Source organism: Ruminococcus sp. OM04-4AA (assembly GCF_003462585.1).
Classification (GTDB): domain Bacteria; phylum Bacillota; class Clostridia; order Lachnospirales; family Lachnospiraceae; genus Mediterraneibacter; species Mediterraneibacter faecis.
This window is the reverse complement of the sequence record NZ_QTZH01000001.1, coordinates 29,446-51,496: the sequence shown is the minus strand read 5'-3', so window position 1 is coordinate 51,496 and position 22,051 is coordinate 29,446. Positions and strand designations below refer to the sequence as shown.

At 40.3% G+C, this 22,051-nt stretch carries 19 protein-coding genes and 1 pseudogene; 2 read left to right on the top strand and 18 right to left on the bottom strand.

The window, feature by feature from the left end; all coding sequences use genetic code 11:
• Positions 1-54 precede the first annotated feature (54 nt).
• Genes DXB52_RS00220 through DXB52_RS00210 form a run of 4 tightly spaced genes read right to left on the bottom strand, consistent with a single transcriptional unit; the run spans position 55 to position 5,397 of the window.
• Positions 55-822, bottom strand: a complete 768-nt coding sequence (locus DXB52_RS00220; protein ID WP_015528877.1) for a hypothetical protein — start codon at positions 820-822, stop codon at positions 55-57.
• Positions 797-1,930 carry a DUF5716 family protein gene (locus DXB52_RS00215; RefSeq protein WP_472519882.1) on the bottom strand — a complete coding sequence of 378 codons (1,134 nt, stop codon included), beginning with the start codon at positions 1,928-1,930 and terminating at the stop codon, positions 797-799. Before DXB52_RS00215 ends, DXB52_RS00220 begins: the two co-directional genes overlap by 26 nt.
• Entirely contained in the window at positions 1,891-2,079 is a 189-nt protein-coding gene (locus DXB52_RS16430) for a hypothetical protein (RefSeq protein ID WP_472519881.1), read from the bottom strand. The genes DXB52_RS00215 and DXB52_RS16430 overlap by 40 nt, the downstream gene beginning before the upstream one ends.
• A 15-nt stretch (positions 2,080-2,094) precedes the next feature.
• Positions 2,095-5,397: a DUF5717 family protein gene (locus DXB52_RS00210; protein ID WP_472519880.1), complete on the bottom strand. Its 3,303-nt coding sequence runs from the start codon at positions 5,395-5,397 to the stop codon at positions 2,095-2,097.
• A 285-nt stretch (positions 5,398-5,682) separates the two neighbouring features.
• Between DXB52_RS00210 and DXB52_RS00205 the strand changes: the two genes are divergently transcribed.
• Positions 5,683-6,168: a cytidylate kinase-like family protein gene (locus tag DXB52_RS00205; RefSeq protein WP_117540084.1), complete on the top strand. Its 486-nt coding sequence runs from the start codon at positions 5,683-5,685 to the stop codon at positions 6,166-6,168.
• A 126-nt stretch (positions 6,169-6,294) separates the two neighbouring features.
• Here DXB52_RS00205 and DXB52_RS00200 read toward each other — a convergent pair whose 3' ends face one another.
• From DXB52_RS00200 to pth, 3 genes are all read right to left on the bottom strand, one after another.
• Positions 6,295-7,350 (bottom strand): peptidyl-prolyl cis-trans isomerase, encoded by a 1,056-nt coding sequence (locus tag DXB52_RS00200; RefSeq protein WP_117960240.1) that lies wholly within the window; start codon positions 7,348-7,350, stop codon positions 6,295-6,297.
• 110 nt (positions 7,351-7,460) lie between these two features.
• The gene (gene mfd, locus DXB52_RS00195; protein WP_117960238.1) at positions 7,461-10,808 is read right to left on the bottom strand and encodes a transcription-repair coupling factor; all 3,348 of its coding nucleotides are present in this window, start codon (positions 10,806-10,808) and stop codon (positions 7,461-7,463) included.
• A 2-nt stretch (positions 10,809-10,810) separates the two neighbouring features.
• Positions 10,811-11,389 carry an aminoacyl-tRNA hydrolase gene (gene pth, locus DXB52_RS00190; protein ID WP_117825581.1) on the bottom strand — a complete coding sequence of 193 codons (579 nt, stop codon included), beginning with the start codon at positions 11,387-11,389 and terminating at the stop codon, positions 10,811-10,813.
• A 178-nt stretch (positions 11,390-11,567) separates the two neighbouring features.
• On the opposite strand from pth, the gene DXB52_RS16065 reads away from it, so the two are divergent.
• Complete coding sequence (locus tag DXB52_RS16065) at positions 11,568-11,744, top strand: hypothetical protein (RefSeq protein ID WP_155492217.1); 177 nt, start codon at positions 11,568-11,570, stop codon at positions 11,742-11,744.
• Positions 11,745-12,005: 261 nt separating this feature from the next.
• Here the strand turns inward: DXB52_RS16065 and DXB52_RS00185 are convergent, their stop codons facing one another.
• The 11 genes and pseudogenes from DXB52_RS00185 to murD all read right to left on the bottom strand — a co-directional run bounded on the left by DXB52_RS00185 (position 12,006) and on the right by murD (position 22,049).
• The gene (locus DXB52_RS00185; RefSeq protein WP_015528870.1) at positions 12,006-12,269 is read right to left on the bottom strand and encodes a hypothetical protein; all 264 of its coding nucleotides are present in this window, start codon (positions 12,267-12,269) and stop codon (positions 12,006-12,008) included.
• Entirely contained in the window at positions 12,269-12,937 is a 669-nt protein-coding gene (locus tag DXB52_RS00180) for an HAD family hydrolase (protein ID WP_117960236.1), read from the bottom strand. The genes DXB52_RS00185 and DXB52_RS00180 overlap by 1 nt, the downstream gene beginning before the upstream one ends.
• 128 nt (positions 12,938-13,065) lie before the next feature.
• Entirely contained in the window at positions 13,066-13,848 is a 783-nt protein-coding gene (gene sigG, locus DXB52_RS00175) for an RNA polymerase sporulation sigma factor SigG (protein WP_117540074.1), read from the bottom strand.
• 103 nt (positions 13,849-13,951) lie between these two features.
• The gene (locus DXB52_RS00170; protein ID WP_117540072.1) at positions 13,952-15,556 is read right to left on the bottom strand and encodes an MBL fold metallo-hydrolase RNA specificity domain-containing protein; all 1,605 of its coding nucleotides are present in this window, start codon (positions 15,554-15,556) and stop codon (positions 13,952-13,954) included.
• Positions 15,557-15,674: 118 nt separating this feature from the next.
• The gene (gene sigE / locus DXB52_RS00165) at positions 15,675-16,415 is read right to left on the bottom strand and encodes an RNA polymerase sporulation sigma factor SigE (RefSeq protein WP_117908131.1); all 741 of its coding nucleotides are present in this window, start codon (positions 16,413-16,415) and stop codon (positions 15,675-15,677) included.
• A 54-nt stretch (positions 16,416-16,469) separates the two neighbouring features.
• Positions 16,470-17,246, bottom strand: a complete 777-nt coding sequence (locus DXB52_RS00160; RefSeq protein ID WP_117908086.1) for a sigma-E processing peptidase SpoIIGA — start codon at positions 17,244-17,246, stop codon at positions 16,470-16,472.
• Between the two features lie 185 nt (positions 17,247-17,431).
• Positions 17,432-18,619, bottom strand: coding sequence for a cell division protein FtsZ (gene ftsZ / locus DXB52_RS00155; RefSeq protein ID WP_117540068.1), 1,188 nt, complete (start codon positions 18,617-18,619; stop codon positions 17,432-17,434).
• A 150-nt stretch (positions 18,620-18,769) separates the two neighbouring features.
• On the bottom strand, positions 18,770-19,054 hold the full coding sequence (locus DXB52_RS16425) for a hypothetical protein (protein ID WP_472519879.1): 285 nt from the start codon (positions 19,052-19,054) through the stop codon (positions 18,770-18,772).
• Positions 19,027-19,509, bottom strand: a complete 483-nt coding sequence (locus tag DXB52_RS00150) for a cell division protein FtsQ/DivIB (RefSeq protein ID WP_472519878.1) — start codon at positions 19,507-19,509, stop codon at positions 19,027-19,029. The genes DXB52_RS16425 and DXB52_RS00150 overlap by 28 nt, the downstream gene beginning before the upstream one ends.
• Positions 19,510-19,577: 68 nt before the next feature.
• Positions 19,578-20,611 (bottom strand): annotated as a pseudogene (locus DXB52_RS00145) (FtsW/RodA/SpoVE family cell cycle protein).
• A gap of 64 nt (positions 20,612-20,675) precedes the next feature.
• Positions 20,676-22,049: a UDP-N-acetylmuramoyl-L-alanine--D-glutamate ligase gene (murD, locus tag DXB52_RS00140; protein ID WP_117540062.1), complete on the bottom strand. Its 1,374-nt coding sequence runs from the start codon at positions 22,047-22,049 to the stop codon at positions 20,676-20,678.
• Positions 22,050-22,051 lie beyond the last annotated feature (2 nt).

The window sequence follows — 22,051 nt, the reverse complement described above, 5'->3', positions numbered from 1 at the left end:
TAGAACAATGCAGCTGCTCATAGATTCTGTGAACAGCTGCATAAAAAGTCTGTATTATGTATGATTTCTTCTATGTTTCCTCTTCCACTTCTCCAAAAGTACTTCATTTGGCTCAATCTGAAGATTCTGCTTCACTTCGTCCATCTCGCTTCTCATCTGTGCATTCACTTCCTGATATTCACTGTGCTTTGTAAGCAAAATGTGAAATTCTTCCAGCGACATATACTTATAAGACGCATACAGATATGGTTTTAGTAATTCCTTATCTTCGCAGATCTGATAGGCTCTGTCATACATTTTGGCCGCTTCCTGATAAAGGAACAATCGTCCATATGCTGCTCCAAGACATGCATAGATCTTTCCATAGAATTTTTCATCTACACTCTCATCTTTTTCCTGATTCAGGATTTCCTGATAAACGATGATCGCTTCTTCAATCTCACCGCTTTCGAGAAGATTATCGCCTTTATACTTCTTACGCTCTACATCCTTCTGATTTTTCAGATGTTCCAAAACATTCTGGATACGGATCATTTCCGATTCTTTATAGATCTTTGAAGCTTTCAGGATTGTAAGAACAAAATTCTCGACAGATCCACGCATACGCATCAAATCTCGAAGCTGCTCTGCCAGTTCTTTCATCCCAATCTCTTCTTCCAGCCAGGTGCAAAGCGGTTCATTCATGATCGTATAATCGATCAAATATAAATTATTACACAGATAGTAACACAATTCTTCTATCGTAAAGATCCTGCAATGGATCCTGGAAATCTCATAAGGATGTGCCGCGTGTCTGTCATGACAAAGAATTAAATTTCCCATCATTACCTCCTAAATGTATCACCTTTTCCTCACGGAAATCCGTCGGTAGGAAGAAATCTCCAAATCCGACATCACGTACTGTAATCTTGCAGGTTTTTTCATCCAGAAACATCGTTTCTATCTGAAGTCTTATCGAATACTCTGCTCTCTTCGGAAGTCTCTCCAGAGAGATTTTTTCGGTCTTAACCGTTCCCTGAACCAGTGACTCGATATGGAATTCTATATCATCACCCTCTTCAAGGATCACTTCCCACTGATTATTCGACTCATACCAGTGTGCACCCCAGGAAACAAGCGGATACCACATTTCCTGACCATCCACACGCATATTGACTGTGATCTGATCTGTCAGCTTAGTCTCCGATAGATAAACCGGATTCTCTATATGCATATACAGTTTTCTGTATGCAGTATAGCAAGCTCCTTTGCTGTACAGATTATTTCCGATAAATGCTCTTCTTCCATTGCAAAGCACTCGCAATGACTTCGGATACCAGTTATTTTCGAACCCTTCTCCTGTCAGGAATACAGAAGAAACAATTCTCTTATCAAACACGCTCTGTATAAATTTGCAGAACATCGCATCGGCTTCTTTTGCTCTGTCCTCGTTCAAAACCGGATAAACAAGCGCCAGTTCTTTCATATGTGCATTTGCAACTTCATCAACCGTAACAAATGTAGTCTTTCCACCACCAAGTCCCGGCTTCAGTCTGCGCAGCATATATGCTTTGATCTCATTACGGTCACAGCAGAACAATGCTGCATCATACTGCCACAGTTCTTTCGGCTGATAGAAGAGATAATTACAAAAACTCTCTTTATAATCCTGAATAAAGATATGTCTTTTATCAATATTCATGCGAACTGCGATCCTTCGAAGCATCTGTGCCAATTCTTCTGTAAGAACCGGTACGCTAAACACAATTCCATCAATTTTGGGAAATGCCTGTAAAGACATCTGAATAAACTGAGAAAGCAGCCATACTGCATCATATGTCTCATCTCCAAATTCAATTTTTTCATTTGCAAGACTTCTCGAAAGCAGACGGGCAACTGTAAATCCTTCTTTCAGTGTTGCAAGACGTTTTGCCTCTTTTCCATATGCCATGTGTCTCTTAGTTTTCCAATAATCAAAGGAATCTGAAAATTATCTGCATCAACTTCCAGTGTCTGAGGCTCCATCTCTTTATCATTATAAAAACTGATCTGGCATGTCTTTTCATTTATCTCATATCCAATTATACTTCCCTGTCCCATGAAAAGATTTCCTCCTTAATACTGTATGAACATATGTGATGCAACCGCATCTTCCAGTGCATACTGCTTCATCTTCTTCTCTCGTTCTTCCGGATCTTCTTCCAGAATAATGTCATTGAGCCTTCCATATCTGCCCGGTTCACCTTTTTCAACCGTATGCTGACAGAGCTCTTTCTCACTTCTGTAAGAATTTCCGTCAATTGTTTCTTTAAAATAATAGATCAGTCGTTCATGTGAGAACAGCACAAACTTCTTCACATACAAATTCTCATACATTGGTGTCAGAAGTTCTGTTGCATAATCAGAATCTCCGTTTCCACCTTTCTGCAACTGATAATACAACATGACACGGCTATCCTTCTGACCCTTGTATTCTACCAGTGTCTTATCCCACAACTGGAATTCAATCAGCCACTCCTTATCATACTTAAGGAAAAATGGGAAATAAATCTGTTTGCCGCAAAGTTCCTGCATAAACTTTTTCAGCGTCTTCTTAAGGTTTGTTTCATACGCTTGATTCGAATAATATTTTAAAACAGCAATCATACAAATATCGATTGTTGCCTCACCCTTCTCTGCTTCCCTGCAGATAATATCAATTATAGATTTCTCAATCTTACGTGCTTCTACAACATATTCTCTGGAGACATATGCCAGATAAGCCTGCTGGAGCCGGAAATATGCCCCTTCATCATAATAAGCTTCAAATACTTTTGTCTCCTGGAATAATTCCTCAGAAAAGAGCATCTGTGTAATGATCCGTTCTGCCAGTTTGTGCGTATGGACTTCATACTCTCTAGCAACTTTCCACAATTCCTTCATCTCCTGTGTTGCTCCACAGTAGAAGTTTGCCAAATAAGTAAGAATCACTTTATCATACTGTTTTTTCTTAAATAAGTCATAACAAACATAGGTCAGGAAATCATCATTCTCATAATTTGTCTCACGAATCATCTTGCTGCACAGTACCTGGATCTCATCCTCCGGGAAATTTTCCAGACCTTTTTCTTTTACGATTTCCAGAGTCAGCTCTTCCTCTTCCTCAAGTGCTTTACTTCTGTTCAGACTATTGGCATATTTTCTGCAGATATCCATATATCTTAGTTCATAAAACAGTCGTTTACTCTCATATGGAATCGAATCCGTATAATGTCTTCCGTCTTTTGCTTCCCAGACAATACGGTCTGTCTTTGCATACAGAAATACTCTGGCGCCATTCTCGGTATAAGCTGCCTTCTGTGTAATGGTTCCATCTGCTGCAATCACATGAACAAATTTCATGTTCGGCACCTTTGTTGTGATCCAATAAGCATGACACACATCATAAAGAGCACGGATTCTGTCCTGACTGATATCCGTCTCTACAAGGAACCGTTTATAAATGATCCGCAGATCTTCATCTATATTTCTCTTTTCCAGCTGATTCCATGTGAATTCTTCCATTTCATCTCTGTAGTGCGCATAAATCTCACTTGTCTCATCTTCATAAGTGATCAGATTTGCATACAAAAATGCGCATTTCTTATAATCCAGAGAATTTCCATGCATAAAATACAAATATACCGAACGTGGAAGCTGCTTATGAAATTCTTCCGGTCTCGCAGCCGCCATATAGTATTCGTAAAGCTGCGCGATCTTCAGCTCTGCGTCTACCGCTTTCTCATACCAATGGAAATAGATGTGTTCTGTTCTGCTGCCTTTTATAAGCAATGTACAGATGGAAGCCAGTATCATTGCTTCATCATACATCTCATAACACTTCACAAGTACATTATACAGATGTTTATCAAAATTCTTCATCTGACTTGCCAGGTTTGCTGTATATAATGCAAGCTCCTTCGTCATCAGTTTATATTTCACGCCAAAAAGCAGAACCTGTACTTCAAACTGTCCGAGTTTTTTAAGAGATGAACTCTTCTCTTTAAAACAACGGAATGCCTGAAGATAGAACCATAAACTGTGAGACTTATACTCCATAAACTGCTTCTCAAGCACATTCAGTCTTTCACTGTAGATTTTATATTCCGAATCAACCTCGATCAGCATACAAAGAATCCGCCAGCTGTCCGGATGCTTCATAAAGGAACGTGAAAGTTCTTCTGCTACTCTTCTCTGCCCAATCGAATCATTACTCAGCTTTGTCGTCAGATAAAGGTAATAGGAACTCAATTCAACATCCTTACCGATTGCAAAACGATTGTAGTTATAAGATTCTAAAAGCCATTTTGCCTCATCCATCCGATTACCCAAAATGCAGATATGTGCCTGGGCAAGAAGGTAGAACTCATTACGTTCATCTACCTCGCGAAGATGTGAAATCTTCTTAATAGAAGTCTCTGTCCAATCCTCCAGTGACATCTTGTCACCTTCATATTTCAGATAATCTTTCAGAATTCCATTAAATTCTTTTTCATTTGCACGATGTTCCTCATCTCTGCAAATATCCTTTTCCACTACGACCTCATAACTCAGTGTTTCATATGGAGTTTCCAGAATAATCCTTCCAAAGTTACTTCCTCTGTGAAGCTTGTCCATAGAAATACCATATTCCAAACGATAGGCATTACCTATAAATTCATCTGTCGTCAGATGTCTGTGCTCAACAGAAAGGAAATCACCTTCTGTTCTTACATCAATCTCCAGATATCCCCAGGTATTTTTCTTCACAGTAAAAGTCTCTTTTCTGTCTTCTACAAGAGAAATAAAAGCACGGCTTTCTTCTTCTAATGTAAGAAAAATCTTCTCTTTCTGCTTGCACCCTACCAAGAATTCTTCAAGGGCGTGCTGATCCAGTTCCCATTTACGCATATTATTATAAAGTGCCTTGATCCTCGTATCTTCATATTTGAGAATCTCAAAGAAATCTCTGGATCGGAATAACTTCACTGCCTCAGCTGCATCACGATATGTAAGCTTCTTAAAATCTTCCAGACTCTGAACCTTTCCGTATCGAGTCATAACAAATGGTTTCTCAATAATTGCAGTAAATGCAATATCATACTCTCCACCATTACATACAATCGTAAATTTTCCATGTTCAACATGTCCCGGCACAAGTCCTCTTCCATCATATGTATAATAAATATTTACTGGATTTCCATCAAAGCCCTGCTCTGCGCACTGTACACGATAGGAAGAAGGATATACAAGCCCACGTATTGTCCCTTCCCCTTCATTCTGCAGAGAAAAGCTTCCCTCATATTTTTCTCCTTCTCCGACACGCATCGTAATGTGAGTCTCAGGAAAAATAATTTCCGGCTGCGGGATGTGAAAATCCCCCTTTGCAAAACGTTTGATCTTATTCTTCAAATCCGTCACCTACTCAAATTTTTAATCATCCATAAGTTTGCTTCTGGCAACTGCCAAAAACGCTACTATAAATTATATCATTAGTATACATGATCTTGCAATGGGGGATTGTATAAAGTTTTACATCCATTTTTTCATCAAAACATCCCCCTTTGTTTCTCTTAAAAAAATGGATACATTTTTATCAGCAATTTTTCATCATTGGATACAAGTAAGTAAAACCGAGACAAATCAAACAGAACGTGCTATAATAAAAATCATCTGAATGTTATTTCTACAAAGGAGGACTTCATTATGAAATTAGTAATTACTATGAGTCGTCGTTTCGGTACCGGAGCCAGCATTATTGCTGAAGAGCTTTCGAAACGACTTGATATTCCGGTCTATGACAAGGCCTATATAGAAGAAAAGCTCTCTGATCACAAATATGAAAGTGAAGCTGAAGCAATCCGGAAACTGGCTGAAAGCCCTTGTATCATCCTCGGACGATGCGCCTCAGATATTCTGAAAGACCGGATGAATGTATTAAACATCTATGTGAGTGCTGCCAAAGAGGACCGCATTCAGAGAATCATGAAAAAAGAAAATCTTGATCATGATGCCGCAAAAGAAAAGGTGGAGCATACAGATGAAGAGCGTGCTGCTTATTATTACGAACACACCGGCAAGACCTGGGGAGATGTGAATGATTATCACATGATTCTTGACACTTCCGAACTCGGTGTTGAAAACTGTGCCGATATTCTGATGCATTATTTCGAAAAACTGGAATACATTTAATTTTTCGTGCGCGGTGCGCATCCTAAGCGGAGTGTTTTTTATATATTTGGAAAGGACTTTCCTAATATATAAATATAACAGGGACAAAAACTTATTAGTCTTCACAAAGTTTTTTGTCCCTGTTTTTTAATTCTGGCTGTCTGAAGTATCTGATGTATCTGACGTTTTAATTGTTACACCCTGTTCTTCAAAACTGATCTTCTTCCATACTTTTTTCTCTTCTTTGATTTTTGTATCCTTTTTCCACTGCTCCAGAAGTGAATCATACTGTTCCTTTTTTCTCTCACTTACAATACTTTCTTTTTTACTTTCTGTTGCCTCTCTGTCTAAAAGACTTGTAAGCTTTGCAATATAAATTCCATTCTCTGTCTCTATAATATCTGTAACATCGCCTTCATTTGTCAATGCATCTGCTGCTGCGATCAGATCCTTATCCGGGCTTGTACTTTCAGAATCAAATGTAGCTGTCTGGGCTGTAAGTCCTGCTGCTGATGCAACAGTCTCCATATCTTCTCCCCCCTTTAACCGATCATCAAATGCCTGTGCGGTCGTCTTCAAGGCTTCTTTCTCATCATCTGATAATGTCTGGGATTCTCCCGAATCATCTGTTGTTGTATATGAGAACAAGAGATATTGCATACTCTTCTGTGCTGCATCTTCATCTGATACATTCTCATCCACACCAGCTTCCATTTCCGTTTCCATCTTATTCGAAATTGTCATCAGTTCGAGAACTTTAGCCACTTCCTCCTCATCTCCTGATACCACTTTCTTCACATCATCCGAATTATCTTCACCGAATTTTGCTGCTGCATCTTTAATCGCCTGCTGCTCTTCCTCTGTCAGTGCAACATCATAGTCAGATGCATGCTGTGAAACAAGATACATATTCTCCAGATTCTCAAGAATACTCTTCTTTGTCTGCTCCTCATATGTCTGATCGTCTGATGCTTCCTTTGCCCACATCTCTTCTGCTGTTGTTCCCATCATACTCGCATAGTAGGTTTCATACTGAGCCTGCTGCAATCTTGCGTAAAAATTCGCGACTCCAAGTGTAATCTTCTCATCACCGACTGTTGCAACTGTCTCATCTGTATTTATTGTTCCACATCCCGTCAAAGATGTTGCTGTCAATGTGCCTGCCACTGCAAGCACTGCCAGCCTTTTTGCCAAACGTACCATCTGGTAAATCCTCCTCTTTTTACGTATTTACTTACGCAGCCATACTACCGCTCATTATATCGTGTTTTTTGTTCTATCACAACCCCAAACACAGAATCTCCTCAACTTCCCTAATCTAATCGAAGTTCGCGAATACTCTCTATAATTTCTCTTAGCATCTGCAGAACATTTTCCCCTTTCTCTTTTCCACTTCTCCCTTTCTTTTGATAAAGGAAATACGGGACTGCTTCTGCTTTGAAAGTCATATTATTTCCATATTTCTTTAAAAGTGCCGGAATTTTTGCCGGATCCAGATTTGCTTTTTCATATAAGATAAATTTGTAGTCTTTTCCCTTTTGTTCTATCGCTGTAATATATGCAGAATGCGCAAGACTCTTAAGTGCTGCAATATGAAGAAGCTGCTGTACTTTTTTCGGAAGATCTCCAAAACGATCAATCAGTTCTTCTGTCATATCATCCATCTCTTCTTCTGTTTCAATTGTGGCAATCCTCTTATAAATATCCAATTTTTGATACTCGTTTTTAATGTAAGATTCCGGAATAAATGCATCTATATCAAGGTCAATTGTTGTAGCGTAGTCTGCTTCTTCTTTTTCACCTTTCAACTGACTGACAGCCTCATTAAGCATCTTGCAATACAGGTCATATCCAACTGCTGCCATATGGCCACTTTGCGACTCTCCCAGAAGATTTCCCGCACCTCGGATCTCAAGATCACGCATTGCAATCTTGAATCCCGATCCAAGATCTGTAAATTCGCGAATTGCAGCCAGCCTCTTCTCTGCAACTTCTTTAAGCATCTTATCCCTCTGATACAGCAGAAATGCATATGCCATTCGATTGGATCTCCCAACTCTTCCTCGCAGCTGATATAACTGTGACAGTCCAAATCGATCTGCATCCTGTATGATCATCGTATTAGCATTCGCAATGTCCAGTCCTGTTTCAATAATTGTTGTTGATACAAGCACATCAATATCACCATTGATAAAATCATACATAATATCTTCCAACTGATGCTCATTCATCTGTCCATGTGCGTAAGATACTCTTGCATCCGGCACCAATTTCTGCACACGGAGTGCCACATCTGCAATATTTTCCACTCTGTTATAAACATAATAGACCTGTCCACCTCTAGCGAGTTCACGCTCAATTGCTTCACGGACCATCTCATCATTGTATTCCATTACATACGTCTGTATTGGCATACGATCCATCGGCGCTTCCTCAAGCACACTCATATCGCGAATTCCGATCAGACTCATATGAAGTGTTCTCGGGATTGGCGTTGCTGTCAGCGTCAGCACATCTATATTTTCTCTTAATTTTTTAATTTTTTCCTTATGCGTCACACCAAAACGTTGTTCTTCATCTATGATCAGAAGTCCTAAATCTTTATATCCAACATCCTTTGAAAGCACTCTGTGTGTTCCGATCACGATATCAACCAGACCTTTTTTCAAATCCTCTACTGTTTTTTTCTGTTGCGCCTGCGTCCGAAAACGGCTCATCAGGTCAACACGCACCGGAAAATCTTTAAATCTTTGAATAAATGTATTATAGTGTTGCTGCGCAAGAATCGTTGTAGGTACAAGATAAACAACTTGTTTCCCTTCCTGCACTGCCTTAAAAGCTGCTCTTATCGCAATTTCAGTCTTACCATATCCTACATCTCCGCAGATCAGACGATCCATGATCTTCGTACTTTCCATATCTTTCTTTGTATCTTCAATTGCACGAAGCTGATCCTCTGTCTCTTCAAATGGAAACATCTCCTCAAACTCTCTCTGCCAGACCGTATCCGGTCCATAAACATAACCTTCTGTCTGCTGGCGCGTTGCGTAGAGTTTTACAAGATCTTTTGCGATTAACTGAACCGCTTTTTTTACCTGTCCTTTTGTTTTTTTCCACTGAGGTGTACCAAGCTTATTCAATTTCGGTGGCTTTGCATCTGCTCCTGCGTATTTCTGGATCAGATCCATCTGTGTTACCGGTATATATAGAATTCCTCCGTCCGCATAGGAAATTTTCATATAATCCCGAGTAACAGCATCTACTTCGACTTTCTCAATCCCCTGATAAATTCCAAGTCCGTGATTCTCATGTACCACATAGTCTCCCGGTTTAAGTTCGGCAAATTCCTGGATTTTTTTCCCTTCATAAGTTTTTCTTTTCTTTTTTTTCTTTTTCTTACCAAAAATATCAGATTCCGAGATGATCGTAAACTTTAACATTGGATACTCGTATCCCTCTGCAATATAACCACAGGTTACCATAATCTCTCCCGGATTCACCTGCCGTTCCATCTCTTCACTGTAAAAACTGCTCAGGTCATAATCTCTCAGATCTTCTGCAAGACGTTTTGCTCTTGTTCTTGAGCCCGAAACAAGAATCACGCGATACCCTGTTCTTTTCAGTTTCTTCAGATCTCGTGTCAGGAGCTCAAAACTGCTATTATACGGATTGACAGTTTTAACCTGCAGACTGTAGACAGACCTTACTTTAAACATTCCACATTTTGATTCCAACATGGTAAATGCAATTCCATAATACTTGTTCATCTTTCCAATCGTATGATCTGTCTGTTCTACCTGAATCGGAATCTCATCTGCCTCGATACCTGCTTCTTCTCTGCTCTCCAAGCTGTGAAAGTACTCTTTTTCTACGATTTCTGCAGATTCTTGAAGACGTACCGGTTCATCCAAAAACAAGATTGTCTCCTTTACCGGAAAATATGCCAAAAAGCTTTCCGTTTCCATCTGCTTCCAGTTCTCAGTTGCCGGATAGATTTCTATTTCCTGTAAATTCTCTGTCGACCTCTGACTTTCCACATCAAAACTTCTAATAGAATCAACTTCATCTCCCCATAATTCAATTCGAACCGGATTCTCTTCTGTCAGTGGAAATACATCCAGAATCCCACCTCTGACTGCAAATTGTCCCGGACTTTCAACCTGGTTTTCCCTTTCATATCCTAATATCGAAAGGTTTTCCTGTAATTTCTGAAAATCCAACGCCTCTTCTGCATGAATCTTAATCCTGTTCCCGTACAGTTCTTCTTTCGATGGAAGCCCATCCAGAAATGCGTCCATTGTTGTAACTACAGTAATTGCTTCCCGTCCTTTCTTCTCTACAATCGCACGCAATACTTCCATACGTTTCCCTGTCAAAAATGCGCCCTTAATATCTGCATGATAAAACAAAAGATCTCTTGCCGGATAAAACCATACATTTTCCTCCAGTACACGCCATTCTTCATAAGCCTGCTTTGCTTTTTCTTCACTGGAAAAAACGATGACTCTGTACTCAAAGCCATCGCTCAGTGCTTTCGCAAGATGTATCTTCTGTGAATTCACACATCCTGCGATCTGCTGGAAACCCGTTTTCTTTCTTCTCGAACTGACAATCTCCTGATAATCAGCCAGTTCTTTTAATGGTTCTAAAAAAGCTTGCATCTCTACTCGTCCTTCTTTTTACGATTATATTCGTTCATCGCTTCGCTCATCTGGTCACTCACGATCAGTTCCACCGCTTTTACCGCATTATCATAACCTTCGCTCATCAGTTCCTGTTCCGCCTTAGAAAAATGTCCTAAAACATAATCTGCAAGATCATACTTCGGTGGTTTTTCTCCAACTCCTACTTTTATTCTCGGAAAAACCTGTCCGCCAAGATGTGCAATAATATTTTTTATTCCATTATGCCCACCTGCACTGCCTTTTGCACGAATTCTTAATTGTCCTACCCCCAGACTGATATCATCATAAATCACGATCAGTTCCGTCTCAGGATCCACTTTATAATAGTCAATCACACTTCGGATGCTCTCGCCACTAAGGTTCATATAAGTCTGCGGTTTTACCAAAATCACCTTCTGTCCTGCAATCATACCCTTTCCAATCAAAGCGCGATGCTTCTCCATAGTTACATCTATATTATATCTCTCAGAAAGTCGATCTATAACATCAAATCCGACATTATGTCTTGTTCCTTCGTATTCTTTCGTCGGATTGCCTAATCCTGCTATAATATACATCTTCTTCTTCCTTTCCTAAATGTGTTTTCCATCCTCTTCTTCCCACTGTAAGCAACACGGGCTTGTTGTCATATAACTTCCTCTTGCAAACAGCAATCTTTATTTTACCGCATGTATGAATATTTGTCATGCATATTTGCTCTGTAAATTCATAAATTATATAAAAAGGGGGGTCCTCATGAAATCAAAAACTAAAATCATTGTCCTTCATATGAAAGAGATCATCTATACTATTATTTTTGCTGCTCTTGGCATTCTTTTGATTCTTCTTCTGATTCTTATGTTCCATCCAAAAGAACCGTCTCCTGAATCCGATCCTCAATGCTGCATTGCTGAAACTAACATCTCTTCATAAGCAATTTGTAACTGTTCAGAGCCAAGCAAAATTTCATAAAACAGGTGTAAAATCCTTGCATTTTTTAGACTGTTTTTGAAATTTTATTTGGCGGATACGCCACACCGACGAAATGCGTAGCATTTTGGAGGTTGGCTCTGAACAGTTACAGCAATTTTTATATATTAGGAAAGAACTTTCCTAATATATAAAAAAGCCACAGTCCATCCTATCTGTGGCTTTTCAATTGCTTTTTCACAATTACTACGATTTTAATTCTGCTTATCCTTCTACGATCAGATAAGTACCATCCGGCAGTGCAAACACTTCAGAAGCCTCTTCCAATTCTTCCTCTGACATCCCGTCTACATCCATGCCATTCTCTTCAAAGTATTCTCTTACTTCAGCCAGAGATTCTACAACAACTGCCATACAGTCCTCCAGAAAAGCTTCTGCTGCCTCAAGGGTCTCTGCTACCGGTTCATCAAAAAGCTGCTCCTGCTTCTCCAAAAAAGTCTTCAGACACTCTTCATTGTACTCTCCCATTACTTCTCCTCCTGTTTCTTAACAATCTTTCGTATCTCTTCCGCTGAATCAACAATACATTCAGCTCCGTCCTCTAAAAGAGCTTCTCTTCCACGGAATCCCCAGGACACAAGAATTGTCTGCATCCTTGCCGCGTGCCCTGTTGCAAGATCCACTTCTGAATCTCCGATGTATGCTGCTTCTTCCGGCAAAACCCCAAATGAACTGGCAATCGTCAACGCGGCCGTCGGATCCGGTTTCTTAGGAACTCCATCCTTCTGCCCCTGTATATAGTCAAAAAGTTCTTTCCCAAATACTTCTTCAACCACATGGACGGCCTGTCTGTCTGGCTTGTTTGACAAAACTGCAAGTTTGATACCACTCTCTTTCAACTGCTGCAACATCTGTGGAATTCCTTCGTACGGAGCAACCTTATACATACAATTTGCATCAAATATCCTGGCATACGCTTCCACCGCCTCTTCAAGATGACACAGTTTTGTATCCCCGCCTGCCTTTAATGTCCGTTCAAGCAGAACCTTCGCTCCATCTCCAACGAACTGCCGGCACTGTTCCTTTGTGATCTGTGGCATTCCAATCTCTTTCATCGTCTCATTGACTGAATATTCCAGTGAATCCAATGTGTTTGTCAACGTTCCATCCAGATCAAAAATACAAGCCTTTATCATAGCTGCCTCCATACTTTATCATTGGTTACATTACACCATAACCATATCTGCTCTTTTCTGTTACTTTCTGTAACATTTTCTTCCCATTTATCATAGTATGAAGTCATAAAAATTTCAATACTTTCTCTCTATTTTCCAAGAAGATATTGTCTCATTGTTTTTAAAGCATTTTTCTCTAAACGGCTCACCTGTGCCTGCGAAATTCCTATCTGTTCCGAAACTTCCATCTGCGTCTTTCCTTCAAAAAATCGTAAACGGATCAACCGTCTCTCTCTTTCATTCAGCCGTTCCATCGCAGCTTCTAAAGACAACTCTTCCACCCAGTTTTCTTCTCTGTTCTTCTTATCACTGACCTGATCCATCACATACAGTGCATCGCCACCATCATTATACACCGGTTCCTGAAGACTCATTGGTGTCTGTACTGCATCCAGTGCATAAACTACTTCTTCTTTTGAAAGTCCAATCTCTTCTGCGATTTCCTGAATGCTAGGTTCTTTCATATTTTTTCGAATATAACCTTCTCTTGTATAAATTACTTTATAAGCTATATCACGCAATGAGCGGCTCACGCGAAGGGAACTGTTATCTCGCAGATACCGGCGGATTTCTCCTATGATCATAGGAACTGCGTAGGTAGAAAACTTCACCTGGCGATCTGGATCAAAGTTATCTACGGCCTTTACAAGCCCCACACATCCAATCTGAAACAAATCATCTGCATTTTCATTACTGCTGTCAAACCGTTTCATCACACTAAGCACCAGCCGAAGATTTCCTTTGATGTATTCTTCCCGCGCCAACTTGTCCCCCTGACGAATCCTGCGAAAAAGCTCCTCCTTCTCCTTTTCCTTGAGAAGTGGGAGCTTTGATGTATTCACTCCACACAGTTCTACCTTATTCACAACCATTGTAAGAAACCTCCTAAGTTTTTTTCTACTTAGAATCATTCTCACTCTTTGAATAAGATATTCCATGAAGTGCTGAATTTTATAAAGTTTTAGTCCTTGACAATCAAATATCCCATTTATCCGACAAATTATTAATCTGCGACTCGAATTTTGCTTTGTCTTTATTCGCGAGACCTTCGTTCTTGTAAATAATATCAAGTAAACGCCTTCCTGCTGCAACAAGACGTTCAAACGCCGCATCCGCTTTACGCTGTGCCGGTTTTTTCGCCTTCACCGGAATCTTTACACCTTCACTTAAGATCTCATTTGTCAGGAGGTCTGCTTCACTGCACGGAAACGGTGCATAAGCCTGATATCCAAATTTTTCTTCCACCGTCTTTGCAAACTCTTCTGTTACGGTATCTTCACCATGCACAACAAAGACGCGTTGTGGCGCCTCTTTAAACGCTCCCAGCCATTTTAAGAGCCCATTCATATCCGCATGACCACTAATTCCATGAAGGCTCTCAATTCTTGCCTTAACTTCAATCGGCTCACCGAACAGCTTCACATTCTTTTCGCCCTCGATCAGTCTGCGTCCTAAAGTGCCCATTGCCTGATACCCAACAAAAAGAATCGTACACTCTTCTCTCCACAAATTATGCTTCAGATGGTGACGGATACGACCAGCATCGCACATTCCAGAAGCTGAGATGATCACCTTTGGTTTCTCGATAAAATTGATCATCTTAGAATCATCACTTGTTGTTGCAGTCTTAAGTCCATCAAATATAAGTGGATTAATCCCTGCATTAACAAGTGCAAGTGCATCCTCATCAAAACACTCTCTCATATTTTTTGTAAATATCTTCGTTGCCTCAATTGCAAGCGGACTGTCCAGATATACTTCGAAATTCTGATATTCTTTTAATAATTCCTTTTCTTTGATCTCACGTATAAAATAGAGGAGTTCCTGAGTTCTGCCCACAGCAAAGGAAGGAATAACAACATTTCCCCCTTTATCAAATGTCTCTTTCAGGATTCTTGTAAAATCTCCCAGATAATCCGGTTTTTCCTGCGTATGCAGCCGGTTGCCATACGTAGACTCCATCACAATATAGTCCGCACTCTCTGTATAAGCCGGGTCTTTAATAATCGGCTGATCCAGATTTCCAATATCTCCGGAAAATACAATCTTCTTTGTCACTCCGTCTTCTGTTGCCCAGACTTCAATACTTGCTGATCCAAGCAGATGTCCTACATCTGTAAACCGGATCTGGATTCCCTCACAGATTGTAATGCGCTCCCCATACTGACAAGGCACAAGCAATTCAATCGCATTAAGTGCATCCTGCATCTCATAAACCGGTTCATACTCCGGCTTTCCTGCTCTCCTGCCTTTTCGATTCCTCCACTCTGCCTCAAATTCCTGAATATGCGCACTGTCACGAAGCATGATATCACACAAATCCGCTGTCGCATAGGTAGTGAAAATCTGCCCTTTAAACCCATCCTTTGCAAGCTTTGGCAACATTCCGGAATGATCAATATGTGCATGTGTGAGGAATACATAATCCACTTCTGTTGCACTGATCGGAAGTCCCGGATTCTCATACAAATCCGGCCCCTGTTCCATACCGCAGTCAACCAAAACATTCTTTCCTGCTACTTGCAGAAAATGACAGCTTCCCGTAACCTCATGGGCTGCACCTACAAATGTTAATTTCATACATCCTCAACCCTTTCTGTCCTGTATCTTTTCTTTTTAAGCTTCAGATACTTTTTCTTTTATTTTAACACCATACGGGAAATTGTACATCTTTCTTTTTATTAAATTTTTGTAACTGCTATTCATACCGGACCATTTCCATCCGAAGTCTGTGCATAATTTTCTTTTCCAGTCTTGATATATAAGACTGAGAGATTCCAAGTTGATCCGCAACCTCCTTCTGCGTCATTTCTTTTCCCTCCGGATGATCCAGTCCAAACCTCATACGAACGATTAATTTCTCTCTTCCTGACAGTTTATTCAAGGCACGAAACAGAATCTTTCTTTCTGCCTCATCCTCCAGATCCCGATAAATTGTATCCTCTTCTGTCCCAAGAATATCAGATAGAAGCAGTTCATTTCCATCCCAATCTACATTTAAAGGTTCGTCAATGGAAACTTCCATCTTCGTCTTACTGTTTCGTCTCAAATACATCAAAATCTCATTCTCAATACAACGTGAAGCATATGTTGCCAGTTTAATTTTCTTTGATGGATTAAATGTATTGATTGCTTTGATCAGACCGATGGTACCAATAGAAATCAAATCTTCTACACCTACTCCTGTATTATCAAACTTCTTTGCTATATAAACAACCAGACGCAAATTATGTTCAATCAGTATCTTTCTCGCCTTTTCATCTCGATCTGTTCCAAGCCACCTTACCACCTCACGTTCTTTTTCATTTTCCAATGGTGGAGGAAGAACCTCACTGCCTCCTATGTAATGAATCTCCTGTTGACCACCAAATAAAATCGTCCTGACATTTGGTACAATCCTTAATTTAAATTTCTCCGGCACAGCCACTTTAACCATCATATAAATTCCTCCTGGTTTCTTTCTTACATCTTCTGTTGCGGCACAGTTTTTCATTCACAGCATCTGCACCTTACAGTTCAATATCAATTGATAATCTTCCTCCCCACTGATCGGTGATTCGCTCACACCGATCAACGGAAATTCTATCCATTCTTTTTCATTTATTTCCACACACATTTTCCTGATCCGGAAAATTTTCATAATGCCACTACCATGAACACTTCGATATGGAATATACCTGAATTCCATTGCTTCTTTCATTACCTGATGATAAAAATTACAATCCAGTACATGCACCCCTTCACCACTGAGTGGATCTGTCAGGCAGTTTCCCGTATCCCTCAATGCATGAACCTTATAACTATCTGTTTCTGTAAATAAAATCACTTCACAGCACCGTTCCTGCTCTATCTTAAGAACTTTCAAGAACTTCCAGGCCATCAGAATCCCCTGTGAGCTAAGCACCGCAATCCCATAAAACAGACTGATATAATGCAGATAAGGACGAAACATCATCAACGTGCCCCCCAGGAACATTCCAAAAAGGTAAAGCAATCCCATTCCTTTGAGTATCTGGAGCATACATTGTTTCCTATTTTTTAACCAAAGCATACAAAATGGAATCACCAGATAAAAGGCTATGTTTTTCATCCAGGCGGGAACAGATACAACCAGCATCAGACATGTCAACACACTTCCAAGGAATGCTCCGGATAAAACTCCTTTAAAACTATATTTTCCACCCGTAATCCGTTCTGTCACGAAAAGTAACAGGCTATCCATCATGAAATTTTCCAGAAAAAAAAGATCTATGTACAACTCATAGTGCATCTTCCACCTTCCTTTTCATTTCGAGTCATCCTCGATGTCATATAGAATTATAAAATTTGCTCTTTGGAAATTTTGTCAGATACTGACAGTAAAACAGAAAGAAAATAGAAGAATTTCTGACATCCTTCGACATAAAAGAAAAACGGCCTGATACTTCAGACCGTTTCATCATTTTTTCAATTCAATTATTTCTTAAAGAAATCCGGAATCTTAATAGACTGTTCTCTTACTCCACCAGTTGTTGATCTTGGCTGCAGTGTTGGCATTGTTCCACCCTGCGGTCTTACTGTTGATGTCTGAGCTGTTCTTTGTGCTGTATAGTCATAAGATGGTCTTGTATGACTTTCTACACCATTCGGAAGGATAGAACTTGTCTTCTGCTGTCCTTCCAGTCTTGCTTTCAGCTTGGATGCACTTCCGCCTACATTATGTAAGCCCGTAGCAATAACTGTGATTGTACATTCATCAGATTTTGTATCATCATACATAGCACCGAAGATGATACTTGCACTTTCGCCTGCAAGCTCCTGTACATAATCAGCTGCATCAGAAGCATCCATAAGTGTAATGTCTCCAGATACATTAACGATAACATTAGATGCACCTGTGATTGTTGTCTCAAGCAGTGGACTGGCAACAGCCTGCTTAACTGCTTCGAGTGCCTTGTCATCTCCGCGTCCTGCACCAATACCGATATGTGCAATACCTTTATCCTTCATAACTGTCTGGATATCAGCAAAGTCAAGGTTGATCAGAGATGGTACATTGATCAGGTCTGTGATACCCTGAATACCCTGCTGAAGAACCTCGTCAGCCTTTTTCAAAGCTTCCGGCATAGTAGTACGTCTGTCTACAACTTCAAGCAGTTTGTCATTCGGGATAACGATGATTGTATCAACGTTCTCCTTTAATTTATCAATACCATTGATTGCATTCTGCATTCTTGTCTTGGATTCGAAACGGAAAGGCTTTGTGACAACTCCTACTGTCAGAGCGCCCTGCTCTTTCGCAATTCTTGCGATAACCGGAGCAGCACCTGTTCCAGTTCCGCCTCCCATACCGCAGGTAACAAATACCATGTCTGCACCTTTTAATGCAGCCTGGATCTCCTCAGCGCTTTCTTCTGCTGCCTTCTCTCCCATCTCAGGCTGTGCACCAGCACCAAGTCCTTTTGTCAGTTTTTCACCGATCTGCATAAGTGTCGGTGCTTTACACAGCTGTAATGCCTGTTTATCTGTATTCACAGCTATGAATTCTACGCCTGCAATCTGTTCGTCGATCATTCGGTTCACGGCATTGTTACCGCCTCCGCCGACTCCGACAACAATAATTCTTGCAGCCGCTTCAGATTCGTTGGTTTTAATTTCTAACAAGAGTAGTTCCTCCTTTGTCGTCTTATTAATTCTTATATACATCCCTTATTTTAATTGAACGATACAATTCAATAAGTATATAATAAAGTCTTTTCCGTAAATAATCAATAGATTTTTTCTTATTTTTGGTTTTTTTCCAACAATTCAGCTTCAAGACTGCGGTGTAAAGTTAATTGATGCTGAATCTGCTTCATAATTCTCAAGATGAAGTACCCCCGCCTGATCCGGATACTGTTCCTTCAGCTTCTCAAGAATCGGTTTGATCTGTGCAATTCTGATCTCATATTCTTTATTCCCAATTAAAACTTCTACTGATCCAAAATATAATACCACACTCTGTTCATTGGCATATACCAGTTTATCCGGTGTAAGTGAATATTTCACCAGATACTTTGAAGCCTCTGCGATCAAAGTGAATGCACTGTCATCTTCCACCGGAATCTTTTTCCGATCTCTACTTTCGATGCATCGAAAGAAAGTCCTTCCACATAAGGTACTCCTGTAAAAGTTTTCTTGCTTTCAAAAAGTGCTGTCCCCTTCCGGTCAAAATATAAATTTGTATCATTGAAAGAAACATAACCGGATTTTCCTTTCTCTTTCACATGCGCAACAAGCGTCCATGGATTTTCAAATGTCAATTTCATTTCTTCCACAACGGACGGAACTTCTGCATCTGTATAATTATATTTCCAGAATAAATACACCGTATTCATGGAGAGTTTATCTTTCTCGAGCCAGCTGATGATTGAATTCTCTCCGTAATATTCATTTCCCTTCACCTTTATACTGCGTGTCTGAAAGAGTAAAACAAATACTACAAGCAACAGTAATATTACAATAAAGCGGAACATCCCTCTCTTCTTTTTCTTCTTTTTCTTCTTTTTTTTCATTGATCAGATTCCTTCCTCTGTTCATGTTTTCCATACCCGGACTCCATCTGTATGAAATACAGGCAACTCTATTGTACCAAACGTGATATGCTAAGGACAAGCCCCATTTCCAAAAGCAGAAAAACAACTGACGTTCCACCATAACTGATAAACGGAAGTGTAATTCCTGTATTCGGTATAGAATTTGTGACGACAGCAATATTCAATATTACCTGAATCATCATATGTGCCATGGCTCCCACTGCAATCAACGCGCCAAAAAGATCCGGTGCGTGTGTTGCAATCACAAAAAATCTCCAGATTAAAATCAGAAACAGTACAATGATAGTCCCCGCACCAACAAGCCCTAATTCTTCACAGACAATAGAAAAAATCATATCATTCTGTGCTTCCGGCAGGATCCCAGTTTTTGTACACTGTTTCCCAGCCCCCGGCCAAACATTCCTCCACTTCCAATTGCATAAAGTCCTTGCAATGTCTGATATCCTTTTTCATACTTCTCCGGATTGCGCCAGATTGCAAGTCGCTCCAGCCGATAGCTTTCCAAGGCGAGGAAAATTCCCAAAAATCCAACTCCTGATACGGCCATCCATATAAACTGTGCATATCTTGGACTTGCAACAAAAATCAATGTAACTGCGATTCCGAGGATAATGATTGCTGTACTCAGATTACTTGCCCCTACCAGACCGACAACCGGCAGGATTGAAAGCATCATTCCGGACATTATCCGAAGTTTTGATATTTTTTTCACATTTCGGTTGATCAGCCAGGCCAGAAACAAGATCACTGCTACTTTAGAAAATTCTGAAGGCTGAAAAGAAAACGGACCCAAAGACAACCATCTTTTGGATCCGTTATATTCTTTTCCGAATGCCATGACAGCAATGGATAAACCGATTGCAGCCAAATATCCTGGCACAGCAAGTGGAATCCATCTGTGATAATCAATTCCTGCGATCCATAGCATTCCTGCCATTCCAAGAACTGTAGCCAGTCCCTGCTTTTTCAGATAATAATAAGAATCATGAAACTTCACCCTGCCGTTATATGCACTTGTACTGGTCAGAAGGATCAGACCAACCAGTACGAGAATCAGCACCGTCACAAGCAGTGTATCATCATACGTGTGCTTCTTTGCAGGACGCTTCAATACAGTTCACCCTTTACAAATTATTTACAAGCTCTTTAAACTTATCCCCACGTTCTTCATAATTCTTAAACATTCCCCAACTTGCACATGCAGGAGAAAGGAGTACTGCATCTCCCGGTTTTGCATTCTCTACACATTTTGCAAATGCTTCCTCAAATGTATCCGCCATCACAATTTCTTCAAATCCATGTGCTCTGGCTGTCTCTGCGATCTTGTCGCGTGTCGCACCAAGAAGTACTAATTTCTTTACTTTTCCATCAAAGGAATCGATCCATTCATCATAAGCAGAATCCTTATCATAACCTCCACCAATCAGAACTGTCGGACGATTCATCGCCTGAATCCCCTTAATAGCTGCATCTGGGTTTGTTCCCTTGGAATCATTGTAATATACAACTCCATTCTTTTCTGCCACATATTCAATACGATGTTCGACCCCCTGGAACTCTTTCAGCGTTCTGCGGATCACATCTACCGGAACCCCATATGCTGCTGCCATTCCGGTTGCTGCCATCGCATTCTCATGATTGTGCGTTCCAAGAATATTCAATTCATCTACATGGCATACCGGTGTCTTCTCTCCGTTCATTGCAAGAACGATCTGACCGTTTTCCAGATAGATTCCTTCTTCTAATATACGCTGACTGCTGAAATATAGAACCTTTGACTTTACATTTTCTCCAAATACCCTTGTCACATCATCTTCGTAATTCAGAACACAAGTATCTTTCTCTGTCTGATTCTTCGCAATATTTTCCTTTGCCTCTATGTATGCTTCCATCGTATGATGACGATTCAGATGATCCGGAGTAATATTCAGGATCGCGCTGACTCTCGGACGGAATGTCTGAATTGTTTCTAGCTGAAAGCTGCTCATCTCAGCAACAATTACAGAATCCTCTCTTGTCTGGAGTGCAATACTTGTATATGGATTACCGATATTTCCTACCACAAAACTGCTCTGCGCATAGTTTTTCATAATTTCTCCAAGCAGAGAAGTGGTCGTTGTCTTTCCGTTCGTTCCAGTAATTGCAAGAACATCACCTTTTCCGAAGACATACGCAAGCTCGATCTCGCCCCAGATTGGAAGTCCTTTCTCACGCATCTCATTTACGATTGGAAGATCTGTCGGAACCCCCGGACTCATTACAACAAGAGAAAGTTTATCAAGAAGTTCTCCTTTCCTGTCTCCCTCAAGTGTTCCAAGGATGATTTCCAGTGACTCACTGTCCCCGCCTTCAATCTTTGCACGGATCTCTTCCGGATTCAGCTTATCGTTACCATCATACAATACGACCTTTGCTTCTTCTTTCAAAAGGAGCGCACATGCTGCCTCTCCACTGATTCCAGAACCAAATACTAATACGTTTTTATCTTTTACAATCATTC

Bases quoted from the DNA above. Each gene is read 5' to 3' on its own strand.
- DXB52_RS00220 (WP_015528877.1), bottom strand. From the start codon at position 822: ATGGGAAATTTAATTCTTTGTCATGACAGACACGCGGCACATCCTTAT.
- DXB52_RS00215 (WP_472519882.1), bottom strand. From the start codon at position 1,930: ATGGCATATGGAAAAGAGGCAAAACGTCTTGCAACACTGAAAGAAGGA.
- DXB52_RS16430 (WP_472519881.1), bottom strand. From the start codon at position 2,079: ATGGGACAGGGAAGTATAATTGGATATGAGATAAATGAAAAGACATGC.
- DXB52_RS00205 (WP_117540084.1), top strand. From the start codon at position 5,683: ATGAAATTAGTAATTACTATGAGTCGTCGTTTCGGTACCGGAGCCAGC.
- DXB52_RS00200 (WP_117960240.1), bottom strand. From the start codon at position 7,350: ATGGTACGTTTGGCAAAAAGGCTGGCAGTGCTTGCAGTGGCAGGCACA.
- mfd (WP_117960238.1), bottom strand. From the start codon at position 10,808: ATGCAAGCTTTTTTAGAACCATTAAAAGAACTGGCTGATTATCAGGAG.
- pth (WP_117825581.1), bottom strand. From the start codon at position 11,389: ATGTATATTATAGCAGGATTAGGCAATCCGACGAAAGAATACGAAGGA.
- DXB52_RS16065 (WP_155492217.1), top strand. From the start codon at position 11,568: ATGAAATCAAAAACTAAAATCATTGTCCTTCATATGAAAGAGATCATC.
- DXB52_RS00185 (WP_015528870.1), bottom strand. From the start codon at position 12,269: ATGGGAGAGTACAATGAAGAGTGTCTGAAGACTTTTTTGGAGAAGCAG.
- DXB52_RS00180 (WP_117960236.1), bottom strand. From the start codon at position 12,937: ATGATAAAGGCTTGTATTTTTGATCTGGATGGAACGTTGACAAACACA.
- sigG (WP_117540074.1), bottom strand. From the start codon at position 13,848: ATGGTTGTGAATAAGGTAGAACTGTGTGGAGTGAATACATCAAAGCTC.
- DXB52_RS00170 (WP_117540072.1), bottom strand. From the start codon at position 15,556: ATGAAATTAACATTTGTAGGTGCAGCCCATGAGGTTACGGGAAGCTGT.
- sigE (WP_117908131.1), bottom strand. From the start codon at position 16,415: ATGATGGTTAAAGTGGCTGTGCCGGAGAAATTTAAATTAAGGATTGTA.
- DXB52_RS00160 (WP_117908086.1), bottom strand. From the start codon at position 17,246: ATGCACTATGAGTTGTACATAGATCTTTTTTTTCTGGAAAATTTCATG.
- DXB52_RS00150 (WP_472519878.1), bottom strand. From the start codon at position 19,509: ATGAAAAAAAAGAAGAAAAAGAAGAAAAAGAAGAGAGGGATGTTCCGC.
- murD (WP_117540062.1), bottom strand. From the start codon at position 22,049: ATGATTGTAAAAGATAAAAACGTATTAGTATTTGGTTCTGGAATCAGT.